This window comes from Massilia sp. BGA-UO-ETr-WB1 (assembly GCF_059567845.1).
In genome coordinates, this window is record NZ_JCAQOT010000023.1 from 584,211 (window position 1) to 600,298 (window position 16,088).

Here is a 16,088-nt window from a genome sequence, read left to right on the forward strand (position 1 = left end):
TAATCAATCTTCCCGGGGCTCCAGATGAACTTGAAATCGACACTGTCTTGCGCAAGCTTCACCGCAGTGCTGCTTTGCCTGTCCCAAGGGGCGGCCGCACAGGGAGCGGCAAGCGACTTGCAGACCTATCAGCAGATGTGCACCGCCAGCGGCGGCTACTTTCAATACGGGACTATTAATACGCCAAACGATAGCGACTATCCGGCGGTGACGAACTTCAAGAATGGTGGAAAGCTGAAAGGGATTCCGTTGACCCACACGCATATCGAGATAACGTCAGGCATCGACGGTCAAATTTATGATATTGCCATAGACAACGTGTTCGCTCCGGATTATGACCCCAACCAGGCGGTGGTGCCGCCATCCTATGCGAAAAGCCTGACCGCAAACAGCACGATCTATTTATGCAGCGGCAATCCGTCCAAAGTGCCCTACGCGCTCAACGAGACGGTCGCCAGCCATGGTATCGACTGGGTGCACACGAATTGCGCGGCGAGCGGTTATAAGTCGGCTTTTAAAAATGGATTTATATATAGCCAAAATATTAATTTGACGAATAGCCAGAGTTATTGCCTTCTCTGGCCCAATTGACGCCACCGCTCCCGGGTGGCGCCATGCATGCCGGATGGGGGCGCGTCAGGTGGCGGCGGTCTGCGGCGCGCTGGCCGGTTCGGTCGTGCCGTCGTCATGGTGGAAGGGCGCCTTCCAGCACACGATAAACGATGGGATGGTGGCCACCATCACGAACACGAAGTAGATCACGTAGCCCATCATCTCCTGCAGGTAGCCGCTCAGCACGCCGGTGACCATGCCGCACAGGCCCATCAGGCCGGTGCCGAAGGCGTAGTGGGTGGTGGCGTACTTGCCGGGAGCCAGCTGCTGCATCAGGTAGATCATGAAGCCGACCGCGCCGAAGCCGAAGAAGAACTTCTCGATCACCACCCCGGAGGCGATGGCGAACACGCTGTCCGGCTGGTAGACGCTCATCACCAGGAAGGTGGCGTTGGGGATGTTGATGGCGCAGCACAGCGTGAACAGGGCGGATTTCAGGCCGCGCCGCGCCACGAACCAGCCGCCCAGCAGGGAACCCAGCAGCACCGCGGCCAGGCCGTAGGTGCCGTAGATGATGCCCAGCTGCTCGTTGGACAGGCCCAGGCCTCCCTTGCTCACCGGGTCGACCATGAAGAAGGGGCCGATCTTTTCCAGGAAGCCGACGCTGAGGCGGAACAGGAAGGCGAAGGCGATCATCAGCCACACGTCGCGCTTGGCGAACAAGGTGCGGAAGGCGTCCAGCAGGATGCGGCGCGCTTCGGCCGGGGAGGAGGGCGTGTCCGGGGCGCGCGCGCCGTCCGGCATCACGCGCATGTGCCAGGCCATCATCACCAGCGTGAGCACGGCAACGATGATGAAGATGATGCGCCAGGCGTCCATCCACTCCGGGCCGAAGGTCTTGGGATCATGCCCGAACACGTCGGCGTGCAGGCGGCCGGACAGGTACACCAGGCCGCCCGAGGCGACGATGGGGCCCACGTTCCAGGACAGGCTCTGGATGCCGCAATACAGCGACTGGCTGCGCGAATCGAGCGAGGTGACGTACACGCCGTCGCTGGCGATGTCCTGGGTGGCGCCGATGAAGGACATCAGCACGAACATCACCATCAGCAGCACCAGCGCGTTCGGGATCGCCATGGCCAGCGCGATGGCGCCGAAGCCGAGCGCCAGCAGCAGCTGGGTGGCCAGCACGAAGAATTTCTTGGTGCGGTACATGTCGACGAAGGGGGCGAACAGCGGCTTGACGGTGTAGGCGAAGATCAGCAGGCTGGAATAGCCGGCGGCCTGGCCGTTGTCCATGCCCAGGTTCTTGAACATGATGGAACTGACGCTGGTCAGCATCACATAGGCGAGGGCCATGGTGAAGTAACCGGTGGGCACCCATAGCAGCGGCGAGGTGGTGGGGCGGGTCGATGGCATTGCTTGTCTCCGTTGCTGCTCGCAGCTTATTTTACCGGTGGCTTGAAAACGTTTTCACATTTCATGAAAACGTTTTCATGATACCGAGAGACTTTTCATCATGTCAAACAAAACCGCAGTTTTGCTGCAAATTCATTGCCGGGATTGGCGGAATGCCGGGGGAGGCGGGAACGGGGCGGGGGGCGGCGATGGGACGGCGTGAGGGCCGCCCCGGGGCAGGCTAGTAGAATTCCGGGACCACGATTTCCTGCGGCACCGGGCGGCGCACGTAGTCGTCGTTGTACTCGCGCTCTGGCAGCTGGATCAGCGGACGCTCCACTTCCACGTAGGGCATCTGCTGCAGCAGGTGGTGGATGCAGTTCAGGCGCGCCTTTTTCTTGTCCACGCCTTGCACCACCCACCATTTGGCCTCTTCGATGTGGGTGCGCTCCAGCATGATCTCCTTGGCCTTGGTGTATTCCTCCCAGCGGCGGCGCGATTCGAGGTCCATGGGGCTGAGCTTCCACTGCTTGAGCGGGTCGTGGATGCGGCTCAGGAAGCGCGCGTTCTGTTCCTCGTCCGAGATGGAGAACCAGTACTTGATCACCTGGATGCCGGAGCGCACCAGCATGCGCTCGAATTCCGGCACCGACTGGAAGAACTCTTCGTACTGCTCGTTGGTGCAGAAGCCCATCACGCGCTCGATGCCGGCGCGGTTGTACCAGCTGCGGTCGAACAGCACGATCTCGCCGGCGGCCGGCAGGTGGGCCACGTAGCGCTGGAAATACCACTGCGTGCGTTCGCGGTCGTTGGGGGCGGGCAGCGCCGCCACGCGGCACACGCGCGGGTTCAGGCGCTGCACGATGCGCTTGATCACGCCGCCCTTGCCGGCGGCGTCGCGGCCTTCGAACAGGATCACCACCTTGTGGCCGGTGTGCACCACCCAGTCCTGCAGCTTGACCAGTTCGGCCTGCATGCGGAACAGTTCGCGGAAATAGACCCGGCGCGCTTCTTTTTCCTGTTCGCTGCGGCCCTGCTGCGGCAGCAGGGTGTCGGCGTCGAGCTCGCGGTCGTCCAGCTCCAGTTCCAGTTCCTCGTCGTAGCTGTCGACGATGTCTTTGCGCACGCGTGCGGTCAAGTCTCTCAGTTGGATGTCCATAAGGGGCGCAGGCAGTCGCTTGATGATAGTCGCCCGAGTATAGGCGGCCGATGTGACAGGGCCGTGACCAGGCTTGCCTACGGGCTTGCGCCGCCGTCCGCGAAGTTGTCGAAGATCAGGCTGCGCAGCCATTTGTTGGCCGGGTCCTTGTTGAACTTGGCGTGCCAGAACACGTTGATGTTAATCTCCGGCAGCTCCAGCGGGTGGGCGACGTAGCGCAGGCCGAACGGCTCCACGCAGGCCATGGCGTAGCGCTCCGGCACGGTGGCGATCATGGTGCTGTTGGACAGGATGTGGCCCACTGCCACGAAGTGCGGCACCGTCAGGCCGATGTTGCGCCTGATGCCGTGGCGCTCGATCGCCACGTCCGCGATGGCGTGGCCGGTGCCGGCCGACACCACCGTCACGTGGTCGGCGTCCCTGAACTCATCGATGGTGATCGACTCCTTGTCCAGCGGGTGCCCCTTGCGGAACATGCACACGTAGCGCTGCCGGAACAGGCGGCGCTGGAAGTAGCCCGTTTTGAGCTGGGGCAGCAGTCCCATCGCCAGGTCCACGTGGCCGGCCTCCATTTCATCCTGCAGATTGACCGCCGTGTTGCGCACCGTGCTCACCGTGACGCCCGGCGCATGCTGGCGCAGCACCTTCATCAGGCGCGGCAGGAAGTAGACCTCGCCGATGTCGGTCATGCCGAGCGTGAACTTGCGCTTGCTGGTGGCCGGATCGAAATGCGCCACCTCGTTGAGCGAATCGTAGATGGTCGACAGCGCATAGCCGATCGGTTCGGCCAGCCGCAGCGCGTAGGGCGTGGGCTCCATGCCGCGCGCGGTGCGCACGAACAGTTCATCCCCCAGCAGCACCCGCATGCGCTTGAGGGCGTTGCTGACGCCGGGCTGGGTCATGCCCAGCGCCTCCGCCACTTTCGATACGCGCCGCTCGGCGAGCAGCTGGTTGAACACGAGCAGAAGGTTGAGGTCGACGTCTTTCAGTTCCATGGCGTGAGTAATATTGCTGGTAGTGATTTTATGCATTCACGGAATGCTATTTATTTATATTACTCGCGTTTCTATACTTTGCCCATCAATAAGACAGATGGGGACAGCAGTCATGGAACTAGTCGTGCAACCGTTGGGACGCACCCTGCACGTGGAGGCCGGCGCCAATTTGCTGACCGCGCTGCGCGAGCACCAGGTTCCCATTTCCTATAGCTGCACCGCCGGCCGCTGCGGCACCTGCCGCTGCAAAGTGCTGCAGGGCGAGGTGCACGAGATGGGCCGCGAAGCGAAGATCACCGGTCCCAACGACGAGGGCTACGTGCTGGCCTGCATGAGCAGCGTGACCGCCAACTGCGTGGTGGAAGTGCCCGAGCCGGACGAGGTGGTGACCCACCCGGCGCGCATCATCAAGGCCACGGTGCTGGCGGTCGAGCACATGACGCACGATATCCGCCGCCTGCGCCTCAAGCCGGCCAAGCCGCTGGACTTTTCGCCCGGCCAGTACGCCACCCTGCAGTTCGGACCGGAACTGGTCCGCCCCTATTCGATGGCGAACGTGCCCGGCGACGAGGAGCTGGAATTCCACGTGCGCCTGGTGCCGGACGGCCGCGTCACCGGCCATATCGAGCGGGCGCTGGCGGTGGGCGACGCGGTGCGCGTCAGCGGCCCGATGGGCACCGCCTACCTGCGCCGCAAGCACGAAGGCCCGATGCTGTGCGTGGCCGGGGGCACCGGCCTGGCGCCGGTGCTGTCCATCGTGCGCGCCGCGCTGGCGGCCGGCATGAGCCAGCCCATCCACCTGTACTTCGGCGTGCGCACCCAGCGCGACATCTATGGCCTGGCGTGGCTGGAACAGCTGCGCGCGCGGCACGCCAACCTGCACCTGCACGTGGTGGTCAGCACCGGCAACGACGATCCGCAGTGGCGCAGCGGCGTGGTGACCGACGCCGTGGGCCGCGACTGGAGCAGCCTGGCCGGCTGGCGCGCCTACCTGTGCGGCGCGCCGCCCATGGTGGAGGCGGCCGCCATGCTGGCCAAGCGCAAGGGCGTGCTGCCCGAGCACGTGTATGCGGACGCCTTCTACGCCAGCGCAATCTGAACACCACCAATAGCCAACAGAGGAGACCCGATATGAGCAAGGACAACGGCGCCCGCCAGGATTTCTACCGGCGCATAGACCAGCACCACATGACCCCTTTGTGGGAAGTGCTGGGCGCGCTGGTGCCGAAGCAGCCCGCCAGCCCGCTGCAGGCGGCGCTGTGGCGCTACGCCGACGTGCGCGGGCACGTGATGGAGGCGGGCCGCCTGATCACCGCCGCCGAGGCCGAGCGCCGCGTGCTGATCATGGAAAACCCCGCGCTGCGCGGCAACTCGTCGATCACGCAGTCGCTGTACGCCGGGCTGCAGCTGATCATGCCGGGCGAAGTTGCGCCGGCGCACCGCCATGCGCAGTCCGCGCTGCGCCTGGTGCTGGACGGCGAGGGCGCCTACACGGCGGTGGACGGCGAGCGTACCACCATGCGGCGCGGCGACTTCATCATCACGCCGTCCTGGACCTGGCACGACCACGGCAACCTGGGCGACCAGCCCGTGGTGTGGCTGGACGGGCTGGATATTCCCACCGTGCGCTTCTTCGACGCCGGCTTCGCCGAGCATGGCGCGCAGGCCACGCAGGAAGCCGCGCGGCCGGAAGGCGACGCGCTGGCCCGCTACGGCAACAACATGCTGCCGGTCGATTTCATGCAGACGGCGGCGCAGCCCACCAAGGTGTTCGTCTACCCGTTCGCCAAGACCCGCGAGTCCCTGCTGGGCATTGCGCGCGGCGCCATCGACGCCCACTTCGGCTACAAGCTGCGCTACGTGAACCCGGCCACCGGCGCTTCGCCCATGCCCACCATAGGCGCGTTCGCGCAGTATCTGCCGGCCGGCTTCGAAACGCTGCCGTACCGCGCCACCGACAGCACCATCTACGTCTGCCTGGAAGGCTCGGGCAGCGCCGATATCGGCGGCGTGCAGTTCGATTTTGCGCTGAACGACGTCTTCGTGGTGCCGTCCTGGCAGGCGCTGCGCCTGCGCGCCGGCGGCGACACCATCCTGTTCAGCTTCTCGGACCGTCCCATCCAGCAGGCGCTGGGCCTGTGGCGGGAAGAAAAAAGCGCGGCCTGACGACCCATCCCAAACTACTTTCGGAGACCACCATGAAATACGCAGTCGATCCAGCTCCCGTGTTCAGCCTCGCCATCGCCGGCAGCGACGAACGTTTTCCCGTCAACCGTATCTTCTGCGTGGGCCGCAACTATGCCGCCCACGCGCGCGAAATGGGCCGCGACCCGGACCGCGAGAAGCCGTTCTTCTTCATGAAGCCGGCCAACGCCACGGTGCAGGCCGGCGCCGCCGAGGTGACCATCCCGTATCCGCCCAAGACCGCCAATTTCCACCACGAGATTGAACTGGTGGCCGTGATCGGCAAGGGCGGCGCCGACATCCCGGTGGAGCAGGCGCTGGAGCACGTCTTCGGCTACGCGGTGGGCCTGGACATGACGCGCCGCGACATCCAGCTGGAGGCGCGCGACAAGGGCCGCCCATGGGAGTTCGGCAAGTCGTTCGCCAAGTCCGCGCCCATCGGCCCGATTTCGACCGTGGCGCAAGTCGGGCACCTGGCCGAGGGCCGCATCGCCGTCAGCGTCAACGGCGCGCCGCGCCAGGATTCGGACATCTCCAAGCTGATCTGGTCGGTGGCCGAATCGATCGCCTACCTGTCCGAGTACGAGGCGCTGGAGCCGGGCGACGTCATCATGACCGGCACGCCGGAAGGCGTGAACGCCGTGGTGGCGGGCGACGTGATGGTGGGCGAAGTGGCAGGCCTGGCGCCGATCACGGTGCGCGTCCAAGCCCGGGGAGCGTAATCATGGCCGCCGTGTTTCCGATCAAGCCAGTGTGGGAGCAGCCGGGATCGAGCCGCATCCCGTTCTGGGCCTACACCGACGAGTCGCTCTACAAGCGCGAGCTGGAACGCCTGTTTTACCAGGGCCACTGGTGCTACGTGGGCCTGGAAGCGGAGATTCCCAACCCGGGCGACTTCAAGCGCACCGTCATCGGCGAACGCTCGGTGATCCTCACGCGCTCCGCCGACGGCAGCGTGAACGTGGTGGAGAACGTGTGCGCGCACCGCGGCATGCAGTTCTGCCGCGAGCGCCACGGCAACAAGAAGGAATTCGTCTGCCCCTACCACCAGTGGAGCTACACGCTCAAGGGCGACCTGCAGGGCGTGCCGTTCCGGCGCGGCGTGAAGCAGGACGGCAAGGTCAACGGCGGCATGCCGAAGGAATTCGACACCAGGGACCACGGCCTGAACCAGCTCAAGGTGGCGGTGCGCGGCGGCGTGGTGTTCGCCTCGTTCGACCATGAGGTGGAATCGCTGGAGGACTTCCTCGGCCCGGACATGTGCGGCTACTTCGACCGCCTGTTCAACGGCCGCAAGCTCACCATCCTGGGCTACAACCGCCAGCGCATCCCGGGCAACTGGAAGCTGATGCAGGAGAACATCAAGGACCCTTACCATCCGGGCCTGCTGCACACCTGGTTCGTCACCTACGGCCTGTGGCGCGCCGATAACAAGTCGGAACTGAAGATGGACGCGCACTACCGCCACGCGGCCATGATCTCCACCCGCAGCCAGCAGGCGGCCACCAGCGAGGTGACGGCCGGCGTCACCAGCTTCAAGGCCGGCATGGAAGTGAGCGACAAGCGCCTGCTCGACATCGTGCCTGAAGCGTGGTGGAAGGGGCCGACCGCCGTGATGATGACGGTGTTCCCCAGCGTGATCTTCCAGCAGCAGGTCAACAGCGTATCGACGCGCCATATCCAGCCGAACGGCAAGGGCTCCTTCGATTTCGTCTGGACCCACTTCGGCTTCGAGGACGACACGCCCGAAATGACCGAACGCCGCCTGATCCAGGCCAACCTGTTCGGCCCGGCCGGTTTCGTGTCGGCCGACGACGGCGAGGTGATCGAGCTGTCGCAGAACGGTTTCGAGCAAAAGCCCAGCCACCGCACGGTGGCGGAACTGGGCGGCTACGGCGCCGAGAACACCGACCACATGGTGACCGAGACGCTGATACGCGGCATGTACAACTACTGGCGAAAGGTGATGGACGTATGAACGCCCTGGACTTCGATACCTGGCTCGCGCTCAACCGCCTGTACGCGGACTACGCGGCGGCGGTGGACAGCGCCGACTGGGACAAATGGATAGACCTGTTCGTGGACGATTGCGACTACCGCGTGCAGCCGCGCGAGAACCACGAGCGCGGCTTCCCGCTGGCCACGCTGGCCTTGCTGAGCAAGGGCATGCTGCGCGACCGCGCCTACGGCATCAAGGAAACGCTGTTCCACGATCCCTACTACCAGCGCCACGTCACCGGCGCGCCGCTGGTGGACAAGGTGGAAGGCGGCGTGATCGTGGCGCAGGCCAACTACGCCGTGTTCCGCACCAAGCTGTCGCAGGAAAGCACGGTGTTCAACGTGGGACGCTACCTGGACCGCATCCGCATCACGCCCGCAGGGCTGCGCTTCGAGCAGCGCCACTGCATTTACGACACCGAGATGATCGCCAATTCGCTGATCTATCCAATCTGAGCACGCTTGAGGAGACAACCATGGCAAACAACTGGATCGACGCGGCCGCCGAGGCCGACGTGCCGGACGACGACGTGACTTCCGTCGCGGCGGGCGGCGTGGAGCTGGCGCTGTACGGCGTGGCGGGCGAGGTCTACGCCACCGCCAACCTGTGCACCCACGGCAATGCGCGCCTGTGCGACGGCTTCCTGGACGGGCACGAGATCGAATGCCCGCTGCACCAGGGGAAGTTCGACATCCGCGACGGGCGCGCCAGCTGCGAGCCCGCCACCGAGGCGGTGCGCACCTATCCCGTCAAGATCGAAAACGGCCGGGTCTACGTGGACTTGGGCTGATCAAACACAATAACCAGGAGACAGACATGAACAAAAAACATATCGCCGCCGGATGCGCCTTGCTGCTGGCCACAACCCAATTCGCAAGCCTGGCCCGGGCCCAGGTCAAGATCGGCTTCTCGGCCCCCTTGTCCGGCCCGGTGGCCGTGGTGGGCCAGGACCAGTACGACGGCTTCATGCTGGCGCTGGAGCAGGGCGCCGGCAAGCTCGGCGGGCAGGCCGTGACGGTGCTGAAGGAAGACGACCAGCTCAAGCCGGAAGTGGGCAACCAGATCGCGCGCAAATTCATCGACAAGGAGCGCGTGCACGCCATCGTCGGCCTGGGCTTCTCCAACGTGATGATGGCCAGCCACAAGGTGATCGCCGATTCCGGCACCGTGGCCATCGCCACCAACGCCGGCCCGTCGCCGGTGGCCGGCGCGCTGTGCGCGGCCAATGTGTTCTCGGTGGCCTGGCAGAACGACGGCTCGGCCGAAAGCATGGGCAAGTTCATGCAGGAGAAGGGCTACAAGCGGGTCTACCTGATGGCGCCCAACTACCAGGCCGGCAAGGACATGCTGCAGGGCTTCAAGCGCTACTTCAAGGGCGAAGTGGTTGACGAGGTGTACACCCAGGTGGGCCAGTCCGACTATTCGGCCGAGATCGCGCAGCTGCAGGCGGCCAAGCCGGACGCGGTGTTCGCCTTCTACCCGGGCGGCATGGGCGTGAACTACATCCGCCAGCTGAGCCAGGCCGGCATGCTGGCCAAGCTGCCCAACTTCTCGGTCTTCACGGTGGACGGCACCACCATGCCGGCGCTGCAAGGCGCCGCCGTCGGCACTACCTTCGGCGCCATGTGGGACGCCGCGCTGGACACGCCGGAGAACCGCGCCTTCGTGGCCGCCTTCAGCGCAAAATACAAGCGCGTGCCCAGCGAGTACGCCGCCACCGGCTACGACGCGGGCCGCCTGCTCGACGTGGCGCTGCGCAAGGCCGGCGCGCAGGCGGGCGACAAGCGCGCGCTGGCCGCCGCCGTGAAGGCGGCTGGTGCGGAGTTCAAGTCGGTGCGCGGCCCGTTCCAGTTCAACAAGAACAATATGCCGGTGCAGAACTACTACGCCTTCCAGGTGGCCAGTGCCGGCGGCCAGCCCGCCGTGAAGCTGCTCGGCACGCCGCTGACGGCGCACGCCGACAGCTACCAGCCCAAGTGCGCGCTGCGCTGAGGTAGAACGGCATGACCCTCAACCTCCTGCTCACGCAGCTGCTGAACGGCCTGCAGTTCGGCGTGCTGCTGTTCCTGCTGGCCGCCGGGCTGACGCTGGTGTTCGGCATCATGAGCTTCGTGAACCTGGCGCACGGCTCGCTGTACATGCTGGGCGCCTACTTCGCCGCCACCGCCTACCAGCACACCGGCTCCTTCGGCCTGGCGCTGCTGGCCGCCGTCGCCGGCTGCGTGGCGCTCGGCTTCGTGCTGGAACGGGTGGCGATCTCGCGCCTGTACGGGCGCGACCACCTGGACCATGTGCTGGCCACGTTCGGCCTGGTGCTGTTCTTCAACGAGGTCACGCGCATCATCTGGGGCCCGCAGCCGTACTTCCTGCCGCTGCCGGCCTTCCTGGAAAGCACGGTGGACCTGCTCGGCATCAGCTACCCCAGCTACCGCTTCGCCATCATCGTGGTCGGCCTGGCGGTGGCGGTCGGCGCCCACCTGCTGATGCACAAGACGCGCCTGGGCATGCTGATCCGCGCCGGCGCCGTCAACCCCGCCATGGTGTCGGCGCTGGGCGTGGACATCAAGCTGCTCAACGCGGTGCTGTTCTCGCTGGGCGCCGCGCTGGCGGCGCTGGCCGGCGTGATGGCCGGTCCGATCAACTCGATCCAGACCGGCATGGGCGAACCGGTGCTGATCACGGCGCTGGTGGTGATCGTCATCGGCGGCATCGGCTCGGTCAGCGGCGCCTTCTACGCGGCGCTGATCGTCGGCATCGCCGACACGCTGGGGCGCGCCTTCCTGCCCACGCTGCTGCGCGAACTGGCCAGCCGCGACACCGCCAACGCCGCCGGACCGGCGCTGGCGTCGATGCTGGTGTACCTGCTCATGGCCCTGGTGCTGGCATTGCGCCCGCAAGGCCTGTTTCCCGCCGGGAGGACGTGATGACATTGTTTGAATCCATGCGCAAGCCGGCCACGTTGTTGCCGCTGCTGCTGCTCCTTGCGCTGGCCGTGGTGCCGTTCGCCGCCAGCCTGGCCGACCAGCCTTTCTACGTGGTGTTCTTCGCCCGCATCATGATCTACGCCATCGCCGCCAGCGCGCTCAACGTGGCGCTGGGCTTCGGTGGCCTGGTGAGCCTGGGCCACGCGCTGTTCCTCGGCATGGGCGCCTACAGCGTGGCGATTCCGGCCTACCACGGCATCGACAGCGGCTGGGTGCACCTGGCCGTCTGCATCGCATCCTGCGGCGTGGTGGGGCTGTTCACCGGCGCCATCAGCCTGCGCACCACCGGCATCGGCTTCATCATGATCACGCTGGCGTTTGCGCAGATGGGCTACTTCGTGTTCGTCAGCCTGAAGCAGTACGGCGGCGACGACGGCACGCCCATCACCGCCACCAGCCGCTTTTTCGGTCACGACCTTGGCCAGCCCGCCATTGCGTACGGCGCGGCCTTTGCCTTGCTCTGCCTGGTGCTGTGGTGGACGGCGCGGCTGCGGGTGTCGCCGTTCGGCATGGTGCTGCGCGGCGCGCGCCAGAATGCGCGCCGCATCAATGCGGTGGGCTTCCGCGCCCGGCGCTACCAGCTGGCGGCCTACACCATGTCGGCCATCCTGTGCGGCCTGGCGGGCATGCTCTTGGCCAACCTGACAGCGTTCGCCTCGCCGGCCACCCTGAGCTGGATCGTGTCCGGCGACTTGATCGTCATGATCGTGCTCGGCGGCCTGGGCACGGTGTCCGGCCCCTTGCTGGGCGCGGTCGCCTTCATGGGGGCGGAGGAGTTGCTGAAGATGGCCACCGAGTTCTGGCCGGCCATCTTCGGCCTGGTGATCTTCGCGGTGGCGCTGCTGCGCACGGCGGGCCTGGCGGGTTTGCTGGAGAAACTGGGGGCGCGCAAGCCGCCGCCTGCGGCCGCTGCCCCGGTTCCTGCAGCACCGACTGCATCAGCTGCACCTGCAACCCCGGCCGCCCCGGCCGGCCGCGTCCTGGGAGAACACGCATGAGCATCCTGAGAACCGAGGCGCTGGTCAAGCGCTACGGCGGCATCCTGGTCACCGATTCGGTGTCGATCGATATCCGCCCCGGCGAGCTGCACGCCATCATCGGGCCCAACGGCGCCGGCAAGACCACGCTGATCAACCAGCTGTCCGGCGAGCTGGCCTCCAACGAGGGCAAGGTCTGGTACGACGGCGAGGACGTCACCGGCCTGCCTATCCATGCGCGGGCACGGCGCGGCCTGCTGCGCTCCTACCAGATCACCTCCATCTTCGAGGACTTCACGGTGCGCGAAAACGCCGTGCTGGCGGCCATCGGCGCGCGCGAACACGGCTGGCGCTTCTGGCAGCCGATGATGGCGCGCAGCGCGCAGGTGGGCGCGGCCGACGAAGCCTTGCGCGACTGCGGCCTGGCCGCGCGCGCCGACGTGCCCGCCGCGGACCTGGGCTACGGCGAGCGCCGCCAGCTGGAGCTGGCCATGGCGCTGGCCGCCCGGCCCAAGTTCCTGCTGCTGGACGAGCCGATGGCGGGCATGAGCGTGCAGGAATCGGCCGCCGTGGTGGCCATGCTGGCGCGCCTGAAGGGCCGCTACTCCATCCTGCTGATCGAGCACGACATGGACGCGGTGTTCGCGCTGGCGGACCGCATCACCGTCCTGGTGTACGGCAAGGTGCTGTTCTGCGGTACGCCGGACGAAATTCGCAACCATCCCGAGGTACGCGCCGTCTACCTGGGCGAAGAGGAGGGCGTGGCATGACCACACTGCTGGAAGTGCACGACGTGCACGCATCGTACGGCCACGCGCAGGCGTTGTTCGGCGTCAGTTTCGACGTGCGGGCCGGCGAGGTGGTGACCCTGCTGGGCCGCAACGGCATGGGGCGTTCCACCACCATCAAATGCCTGTTCGGCATGCTGCCGCTGAAGTCCGGCGCCATCGCCTTCGGCGGGCAGCCGCTGGCCAGGCTGGCCTCGCACCACATTGCGCGCCTGGGCCTGGGGCTGGTGCCGGAAGGGCGGCAGGTGTTCCCCAACCTGTCGGTGGAGGAAAACCTGGTGGCCACGGCGCGCGCGCCGCGCCACGGCCAGCCGCAGCTGCAGCCGTGGACCCTGGAACGCGTCTACCGCTTCTTCCCGCGCCTGAAGGAGCGCAGCGGCAACCACGGCTGGCAGCTGTCCGGCGGCGAACAGCAGATGCTGGCCATCGGCCGCGCGCTGATGACCAATCCGCAGCTGCTGGTGCTGGACGAGGCCACCGAGGGCCTGGCGCCCATCATCCGCGCCGAGATCTGGGCGGCGCTGGCGGCGCTCAAGGCGGAGGGGCTGTCGCAGATCGTCATCGACAAGAACGTCGGCGCCCTGCTCAAGTTCGCCGACCGGCACTTCGTGCTGGAAAAGGGCAAAGTGGTCTGGCAGGGGAGTTCGGACGCATTGCGCGCCGATCCGGCCATTGTTCAGCAATATATGGGAGTCTCATAATGCCATCATCAACGCCGCAGAACGGCGCGCACCTGGTACTGCACAACTATTTCCGCAGCTCGTCCGCCTACCGCGTGCGCATTGCGCTGGGCCTGAAAGGCCTGCCGTTCCAATACGTATCCGTGCATTTGAACCGCGATGGCGGCGAACAGTTCCAGCCGGCGTTCAGCCGGCGCAATCCGCAGCAGCTGGTGCCGCTGCTGAGCGACGGCCCGGCCGACATCAGCCAGTCGCTGGCCATCATCGAGTACCTGGACGACGTGTATCCCGCTGCGCCGCTGCTGCCCGCCACCGCGCGCGAACGGGCGCGGGTGCGCCAGCTGTCGCTGGCCATGGCGTGCGACATCCATCCGCTCAACAACCTGCGCGTGCTGAAGTATCTCACCGGCCCCATGGGCCTGGACGAAGCGGCCAAGAGCGCGTGGATCAGCCACTGGCACGGCATCGGCCTGGCCGCGCTGGAGGCGGACCTGGCGCGCGACGCGCACCGGGGCCGCTACTGCGTCGGCGACGCGCCCACCATGGCCGACTGTTGCCTGGTGCCGCAGCTGTTCGCCGCGCGCCGTTTCAGCATGGACATGTCGCCGTTCCCAACCTTGCTGGCCGTCGAGGCGGCCTGCCTGGAACTGCCCGCTTTCCAGCAGGCGCATCCCGCGCGCCAGCCGGACAGCGAATAAAACCTGTACCACCCCCCACTACAATAATGGAGACCAAGTAATGAAGAAGACAGTAATCGCCTGCGCCATCGCCTGCCTCGGCAGCCTCGCCACCGGCGCAGCCATGGCGCAAAGCAGCGTGAATATCTATGGCATCCTGGACAGCGGCGTGGTGTACACCACCCATGCCAACGCGGCCGGCGACTCCATCGTCAAGGTGCCCAGCCTGACCGGCAGCGTGCCGTCGCGGCTCGGCTTCCGGGGCACGGAGGACCTGGGCGGCGGCCTGCAGGCCGTGTTCGTGCTGGAGAGCGGCGTCGGCGTCGACACCGGTACGGTGGGACAGGGCAACCGCCTGTTTGGGCGCCAGGCCTACGTGGGCTTGAAGGGCGCGTACGGCACGCTGATGCTGGGCCGGCAGATCAACATGACCTTCCTGGCCTCGGTCAAGTCGGACGTGCTGGGCCCCAACCTGTTCAGCATGTCCAGCATCGACCCGTATATCCCGAACGCGCGCAGCGACAACGCCATCGGCTACTTCGGCACTTTCTCGGACTTCACGCTGGGCGCCACCTACAGCTTCGGGCGCGACGCCTCCACTGCCGGCGGCCCGGCCGCCACCGGCTGTCCGGGCGAGACGGCGGGCAACTCGAAGGCCTGCCGCCAGGCGACCGCCTTGCTGGGCTACGACAACAAGCGCTTCGGCGTCACCGCCACGTACGACATCATGTACGGCAACACCGGCGCGGCGGCCGGGCTGACCACCAGCGACAGCAGCGACCGCCGCACCACGCTGAATGGCTACGCGATGGCGGGCGACTGGCGCATCGGCGCCGGCGTCATGGCGCGCAAGAAGGTGGCCGCCACGCGCGCCAACGACCTCGAAACGGACCTGTACTACCTGGGCGCCAGCTACCCGCTGACGCCGGCGCTCACGCTGGACGCGCAAGTGGCCCGGCACGACGTGAAAGGCAGCGCCAACGACTCCACGCTGACCGCGCTGCGCCTGACCTATTTCCTGTCCAAGCGCACCGCCGTCTACAGTTCCATCGGCCACATGAAGAACGCCGGCCTGGCGGCGATCTCGCTCGACGCAGGCGGCACGGTGGGACAGGGGCTGAGCCAGTCGGGCGTGTCGGCCGGCGTCCGCCATGCGTTCTGAACACAGCCGCAATCCAGGAAAAGGATCTGATATGCGTTCACCATTGCTCAAATTCGTCTTTGCACTGCTTGCCATGGCCATGTTCTACAGCGCGGCGGCGGCCGAACAGCAGGCCACCAAGGAGGAGGCGGTTGCCATCGTCAAGAAGGCGCTGGGCTACATCCGCCAGCACGGCAAGGACAAGGCGCTGGCGGAGTTCAGCAAGCCGCAAGGGCCGTTCGTTGACCGTGAGCTGTACATTGCCGTGCTGGACCTGAACGGCGTGATGCTGGCGCACGGCGTCAATCCCAAGCTGGTTGGCAAGTCGCTGCTGGACATCAAGGACGTGCACGGCAAAGCTTTCGTGCGCGAACAGGTGGAGGTGGCCAGGACCAAGGGCAGCGGCTGGGTGGAATTCGAATGGGTCAACCCGGTGAGCAAAAAAATGGAGCCCCGCTCGGTGTACCTGGAGCGCATGGACGACTATTTCGTGCTGAGCGGCGTGTACCGGAAATAGTCAGGCACCGGGTCAGTTGGCGTGATGCCGGACCTGG

At 66.1% G+C, this 16,088-nt stretch carries 18 protein-coding genes; 15 read left to right on the plus strand and 3 right to left on the minus strand.

What is annotated here, in order from left to right:
* The first annotated feature begins 24 nt into the window (after positions 1–24).
* A complete protein-coding gene (locus AC56DV_RS11075) occupies positions 25–591 on the plus strand; it encodes a hypothetical protein (protein ID WP_496314326.1) in 567 nt (188 codons plus the stop codon).
* A 45-nt stretch (positions 592–636) separates the two neighbouring features.
* Here AC56DV_RS11075 and AC56DV_RS11080 read toward each other — a convergent pair whose 3' ends face one another.
* From AC56DV_RS11080 to AC56DV_RS11090, 3 genes are all read right to left on the minus strand, one after another.
* Positions 637–1,971 (minus strand): MFS transporter, encoded by a 1,335-nt coding sequence (locus AC56DV_RS11080; protein WP_496314327.1) that lies wholly within the window; start codon positions 1,969–1,971, stop codon positions 637–639.
* Between the two features lie 220 nt (positions 1,972–2,191).
* Positions 2,192–3,109, minus strand: a complete 918-nt coding sequence (gene ppk2 / locus AC56DV_RS11085) for a polyphosphate kinase 2 (RefSeq protein ID WP_496314328.1) — start codon at positions 3,107–3,109, stop codon at positions 2,192–2,194.
* 77 nt (positions 3,110–3,186) lie between these two features.
* Positions 3,187–4,104 (minus strand): LysR family transcriptional regulator, encoded by a 918-nt coding sequence (locus AC56DV_RS11090; RefSeq protein ID WP_496314719.1) that lies wholly within the window; start codon positions 4,102–4,104, stop codon positions 3,187–3,189.
* 112 nt (positions 4,105–4,216) lie between these two features.
* Here AC56DV_RS11090 and AC56DV_RS11095 point away from each other — a divergent pair, with 112 nt between their 5' ends.
* Genes AC56DV_RS11095 through AC56DV_RS11160 form a run of 14 tightly spaced genes read left to right on the plus strand, consistent with a single transcriptional unit; the run spans position 4,217 to position 16,051 of the window.
* The gene (locus tag AC56DV_RS11095) at positions 4,217–5,203 is read left to right on the plus strand and encodes a 2Fe-2S iron-sulfur cluster-binding protein (RefSeq protein WP_496314329.1); all 987 of its coding nucleotides are present in this window, start codon (positions 4,217–4,219) and stop codon (positions 5,201–5,203) included.
* Positions 5,204–5,235: 32 nt separating this feature from the next.
* Complete coding sequence (gene gtdA / locus AC56DV_RS11100; RefSeq protein ID WP_496314330.1) at positions 5,236–6,270, plus strand: gentisate 1,2-dioxygenase; 1,035 nt, start codon at positions 5,236–5,238, stop codon at positions 6,268–6,270.
* Positions 6,271–6,302: 32 nt separating this feature from the next.
* Positions 6,303–7,010, plus strand: a complete 708-nt coding sequence (locus AC56DV_RS11105; protein WP_496314331.1) for a fumarylacetoacetate hydrolase family protein — start codon at positions 6,303–6,305, stop codon at positions 7,008–7,010.
* A 2-nt stretch (positions 7,011–7,012) separates the two neighbouring features.
* Positions 7,013–8,266 carry an aromatic ring-hydroxylating dioxygenase subunit alpha gene (locus tag AC56DV_RS11110; RefSeq protein WP_496314332.1) on the plus strand — a complete coding sequence of 418 codons (1,254 nt, stop codon included), beginning with the start codon at positions 7,013–7,015 and terminating at the stop codon, positions 8,264–8,266.
* Positions 8,263–8,742 (plus strand): aromatic-ring-hydroxylating dioxygenase subunit beta, encoded by a 480-nt coding sequence (locus tag AC56DV_RS11115; protein WP_496314333.1) that lies wholly within the window; start codon positions 8,263–8,265, stop codon positions 8,740–8,742. Before AC56DV_RS11110 ends, AC56DV_RS11115 begins: the two co-directional genes overlap by 4 nt.
* Before the next feature lie 20 nt (positions 8,743–8,762).
* Entirely contained in the window at positions 8,763–9,077 is a 315-nt protein-coding gene (locus tag AC56DV_RS11120) for a non-heme iron oxygenase ferredoxin subunit (protein WP_496314334.1), read from the plus strand.
* 26 nt (positions 9,078–9,103) lie between these two features.
* Entirely contained in the window at positions 9,104–10,279 is a 1,176-nt protein-coding gene (locus AC56DV_RS11125) for an ABC transporter substrate-binding protein (protein ID WP_496314335.1), read from the plus strand.
* A gap of 11 nt (positions 10,280–10,290) precedes the next feature.
* Entirely contained in the window at positions 10,291–11,211 is a 921-nt protein-coding gene (locus AC56DV_RS11130; protein ID WP_496314336.1) for a branched-chain amino acid ABC transporter permease, read from the plus strand.
* Positions 11,211–12,269: a branched-chain amino acid ABC transporter permease gene (locus AC56DV_RS11135; RefSeq protein ID WP_496314337.1), complete on the plus strand. Its 1,059-nt coding sequence runs from the start codon at positions 11,211–11,213 to the stop codon at positions 12,267–12,269. The genes AC56DV_RS11130 and AC56DV_RS11135 overlap by 1 nt, the downstream gene beginning before the upstream one ends.
* Positions 12,266–13,018 (plus strand): ABC transporter ATP-binding protein, encoded by a 753-nt coding sequence (locus AC56DV_RS11140; protein WP_496314338.1) that lies wholly within the window; start codon positions 12,266–12,268, stop codon positions 13,016–13,018. Before AC56DV_RS11135 ends, AC56DV_RS11140 begins: the two co-directional genes overlap by 4 nt.
* On the plus strand, positions 13,015–13,737 hold the full coding sequence (locus AC56DV_RS11145) for an ABC transporter ATP-binding protein (RefSeq protein WP_496314339.1): 723 nt from the start codon (positions 13,015–13,017) through the stop codon (positions 13,735–13,737). Before AC56DV_RS11140 ends, AC56DV_RS11145 begins: the two co-directional genes overlap by 4 nt.
* Positions 13,737–14,414 (plus strand): maleylacetoacetate isomerase, encoded by a 678-nt coding sequence (gene maiA, locus AC56DV_RS11150; protein ID WP_496314340.1) that lies wholly within the window; start codon positions 13,737–13,739, stop codon positions 14,412–14,414. Before AC56DV_RS11145 ends, maiA begins: the two co-directional genes overlap by 1 nt.
* Before the next feature lie 40 nt (positions 14,415–14,454).
* Complete coding sequence (locus AC56DV_RS11155; protein ID WP_496314341.1) at positions 14,455–15,555, plus strand: porin; 1,101 nt, start codon at positions 14,455–14,457, stop codon at positions 15,553–15,555.
* 31 nt (positions 15,556–15,586) lie between these two features.
* Positions 15,587–16,051: a cache domain-containing protein gene (locus AC56DV_RS11160; RefSeq protein ID WP_496314342.1), complete on the plus strand. Its 465-nt coding sequence runs from the start codon at positions 15,587–15,589 to the stop codon at positions 16,049–16,051.
* The last annotated feature ends 37 nt before the right edge of the window (positions 16,052–16,088 follow it).

Bases quoted from the DNA above. Each gene is read 5' to 3' on its own strand.
- AC56DV_RS11075 (WP_496314326.1), top strand. From the start codon at position 25: ATGAACTTGAAATCGACACTGTCTTGCGCAAGCTTCACCGCAGTGCTG.
- AC56DV_RS11080 (WP_496314327.1), bottom strand. From the start codon at position 1,971: ATGCCATCGACCCGCCCCACCACCTCGCCGCTGCTATGGGTGCCCACC.
- ppk2 (WP_496314328.1), bottom strand. From the start codon at position 3,109: ATGGACATCCAACTGAGAGACTTGACCGCACGCGTGCGCAAAGACATC.
- AC56DV_RS11090 (WP_496314719.1), bottom strand. From the start codon at position 4,104: ATGGAACTGAAAGACGTCGACCTCAACCTTCTGCTCGTGTTCAACCAG.
- AC56DV_RS11095 (WP_496314329.1), top strand. From the start codon at position 4,217: ATGGAACTAGTCGTGCAACCGTTGGGACGCACCCTGCACGTGGAGGCC.
- gtdA (WP_496314330.1), top strand. From the start codon at position 5,236: ATGAGCAAGGACAACGGCGCCCGCCAGGATTTCTACCGGCGCATAGAC.
- AC56DV_RS11105 (WP_496314331.1), top strand. From the start codon at position 6,303: ATGAAATACGCAGTCGATCCAGCTCCCGTGTTCAGCCTCGCCATCGCC.
- AC56DV_RS11110 (WP_496314332.1), top strand. From the start codon at position 7,013: ATGGCCGCCGTGTTTCCGATCAAGCCAGTGTGGGAGCAGCCGGGATCG.
- AC56DV_RS11115 (WP_496314333.1), top strand. From the start codon at position 8,263: ATGAACGCCCTGGACTTCGATACCTGGCTCGCGCTCAACCGCCTGTAC.
- AC56DV_RS11120 (WP_496314334.1), top strand. From the start codon at position 8,763: ATGGCAAACAACTGGATCGACGCGGCCGCCGAGGCCGACGTGCCGGAC.
- AC56DV_RS11125 (WP_496314335.1), top strand. From the start codon at position 9,104: ATGAACAAAAAACATATCGCCGCCGGATGCGCCTTGCTGCTGGCCACA.
- AC56DV_RS11130 (WP_496314336.1), top strand. From the start codon at position 10,291: ATGACCCTCAACCTCCTGCTCACGCAGCTGCTGAACGGCCTGCAGTTC.
- AC56DV_RS11135 (WP_496314337.1), top strand. From the start codon at position 11,211: ATGACATTGTTTGAATCCATGCGCAAGCCGGCCACGTTGTTGCCGCTG.
- AC56DV_RS11140 (WP_496314338.1), top strand. From the start codon at position 12,266: ATGAGCATCCTGAGAACCGAGGCGCTGGTCAAGCGCTACGGCGGCATC.
- AC56DV_RS11145 (WP_496314339.1), top strand. From the start codon at position 13,015: ATGACCACACTGCTGGAAGTGCACGACGTGCACGCATCGTACGGCCAC.
- maiA (WP_496314340.1), top strand. From the start codon at position 13,737: ATGCCATCATCAACGCCGCAGAACGGCGCGCACCTGGTACTGCACAAC.
- AC56DV_RS11155 (WP_496314341.1), top strand. From the start codon at position 14,455: ATGAAGAAGACAGTAATCGCCTGCGCCATCGCCTGCCTCGGCAGCCTC.
- AC56DV_RS11160 (WP_496314342.1), top strand. From the start codon at position 15,587: ATGCGTTCACCATTGCTCAAATTCGTCTTTGCACTGCTTGCCATGGCC.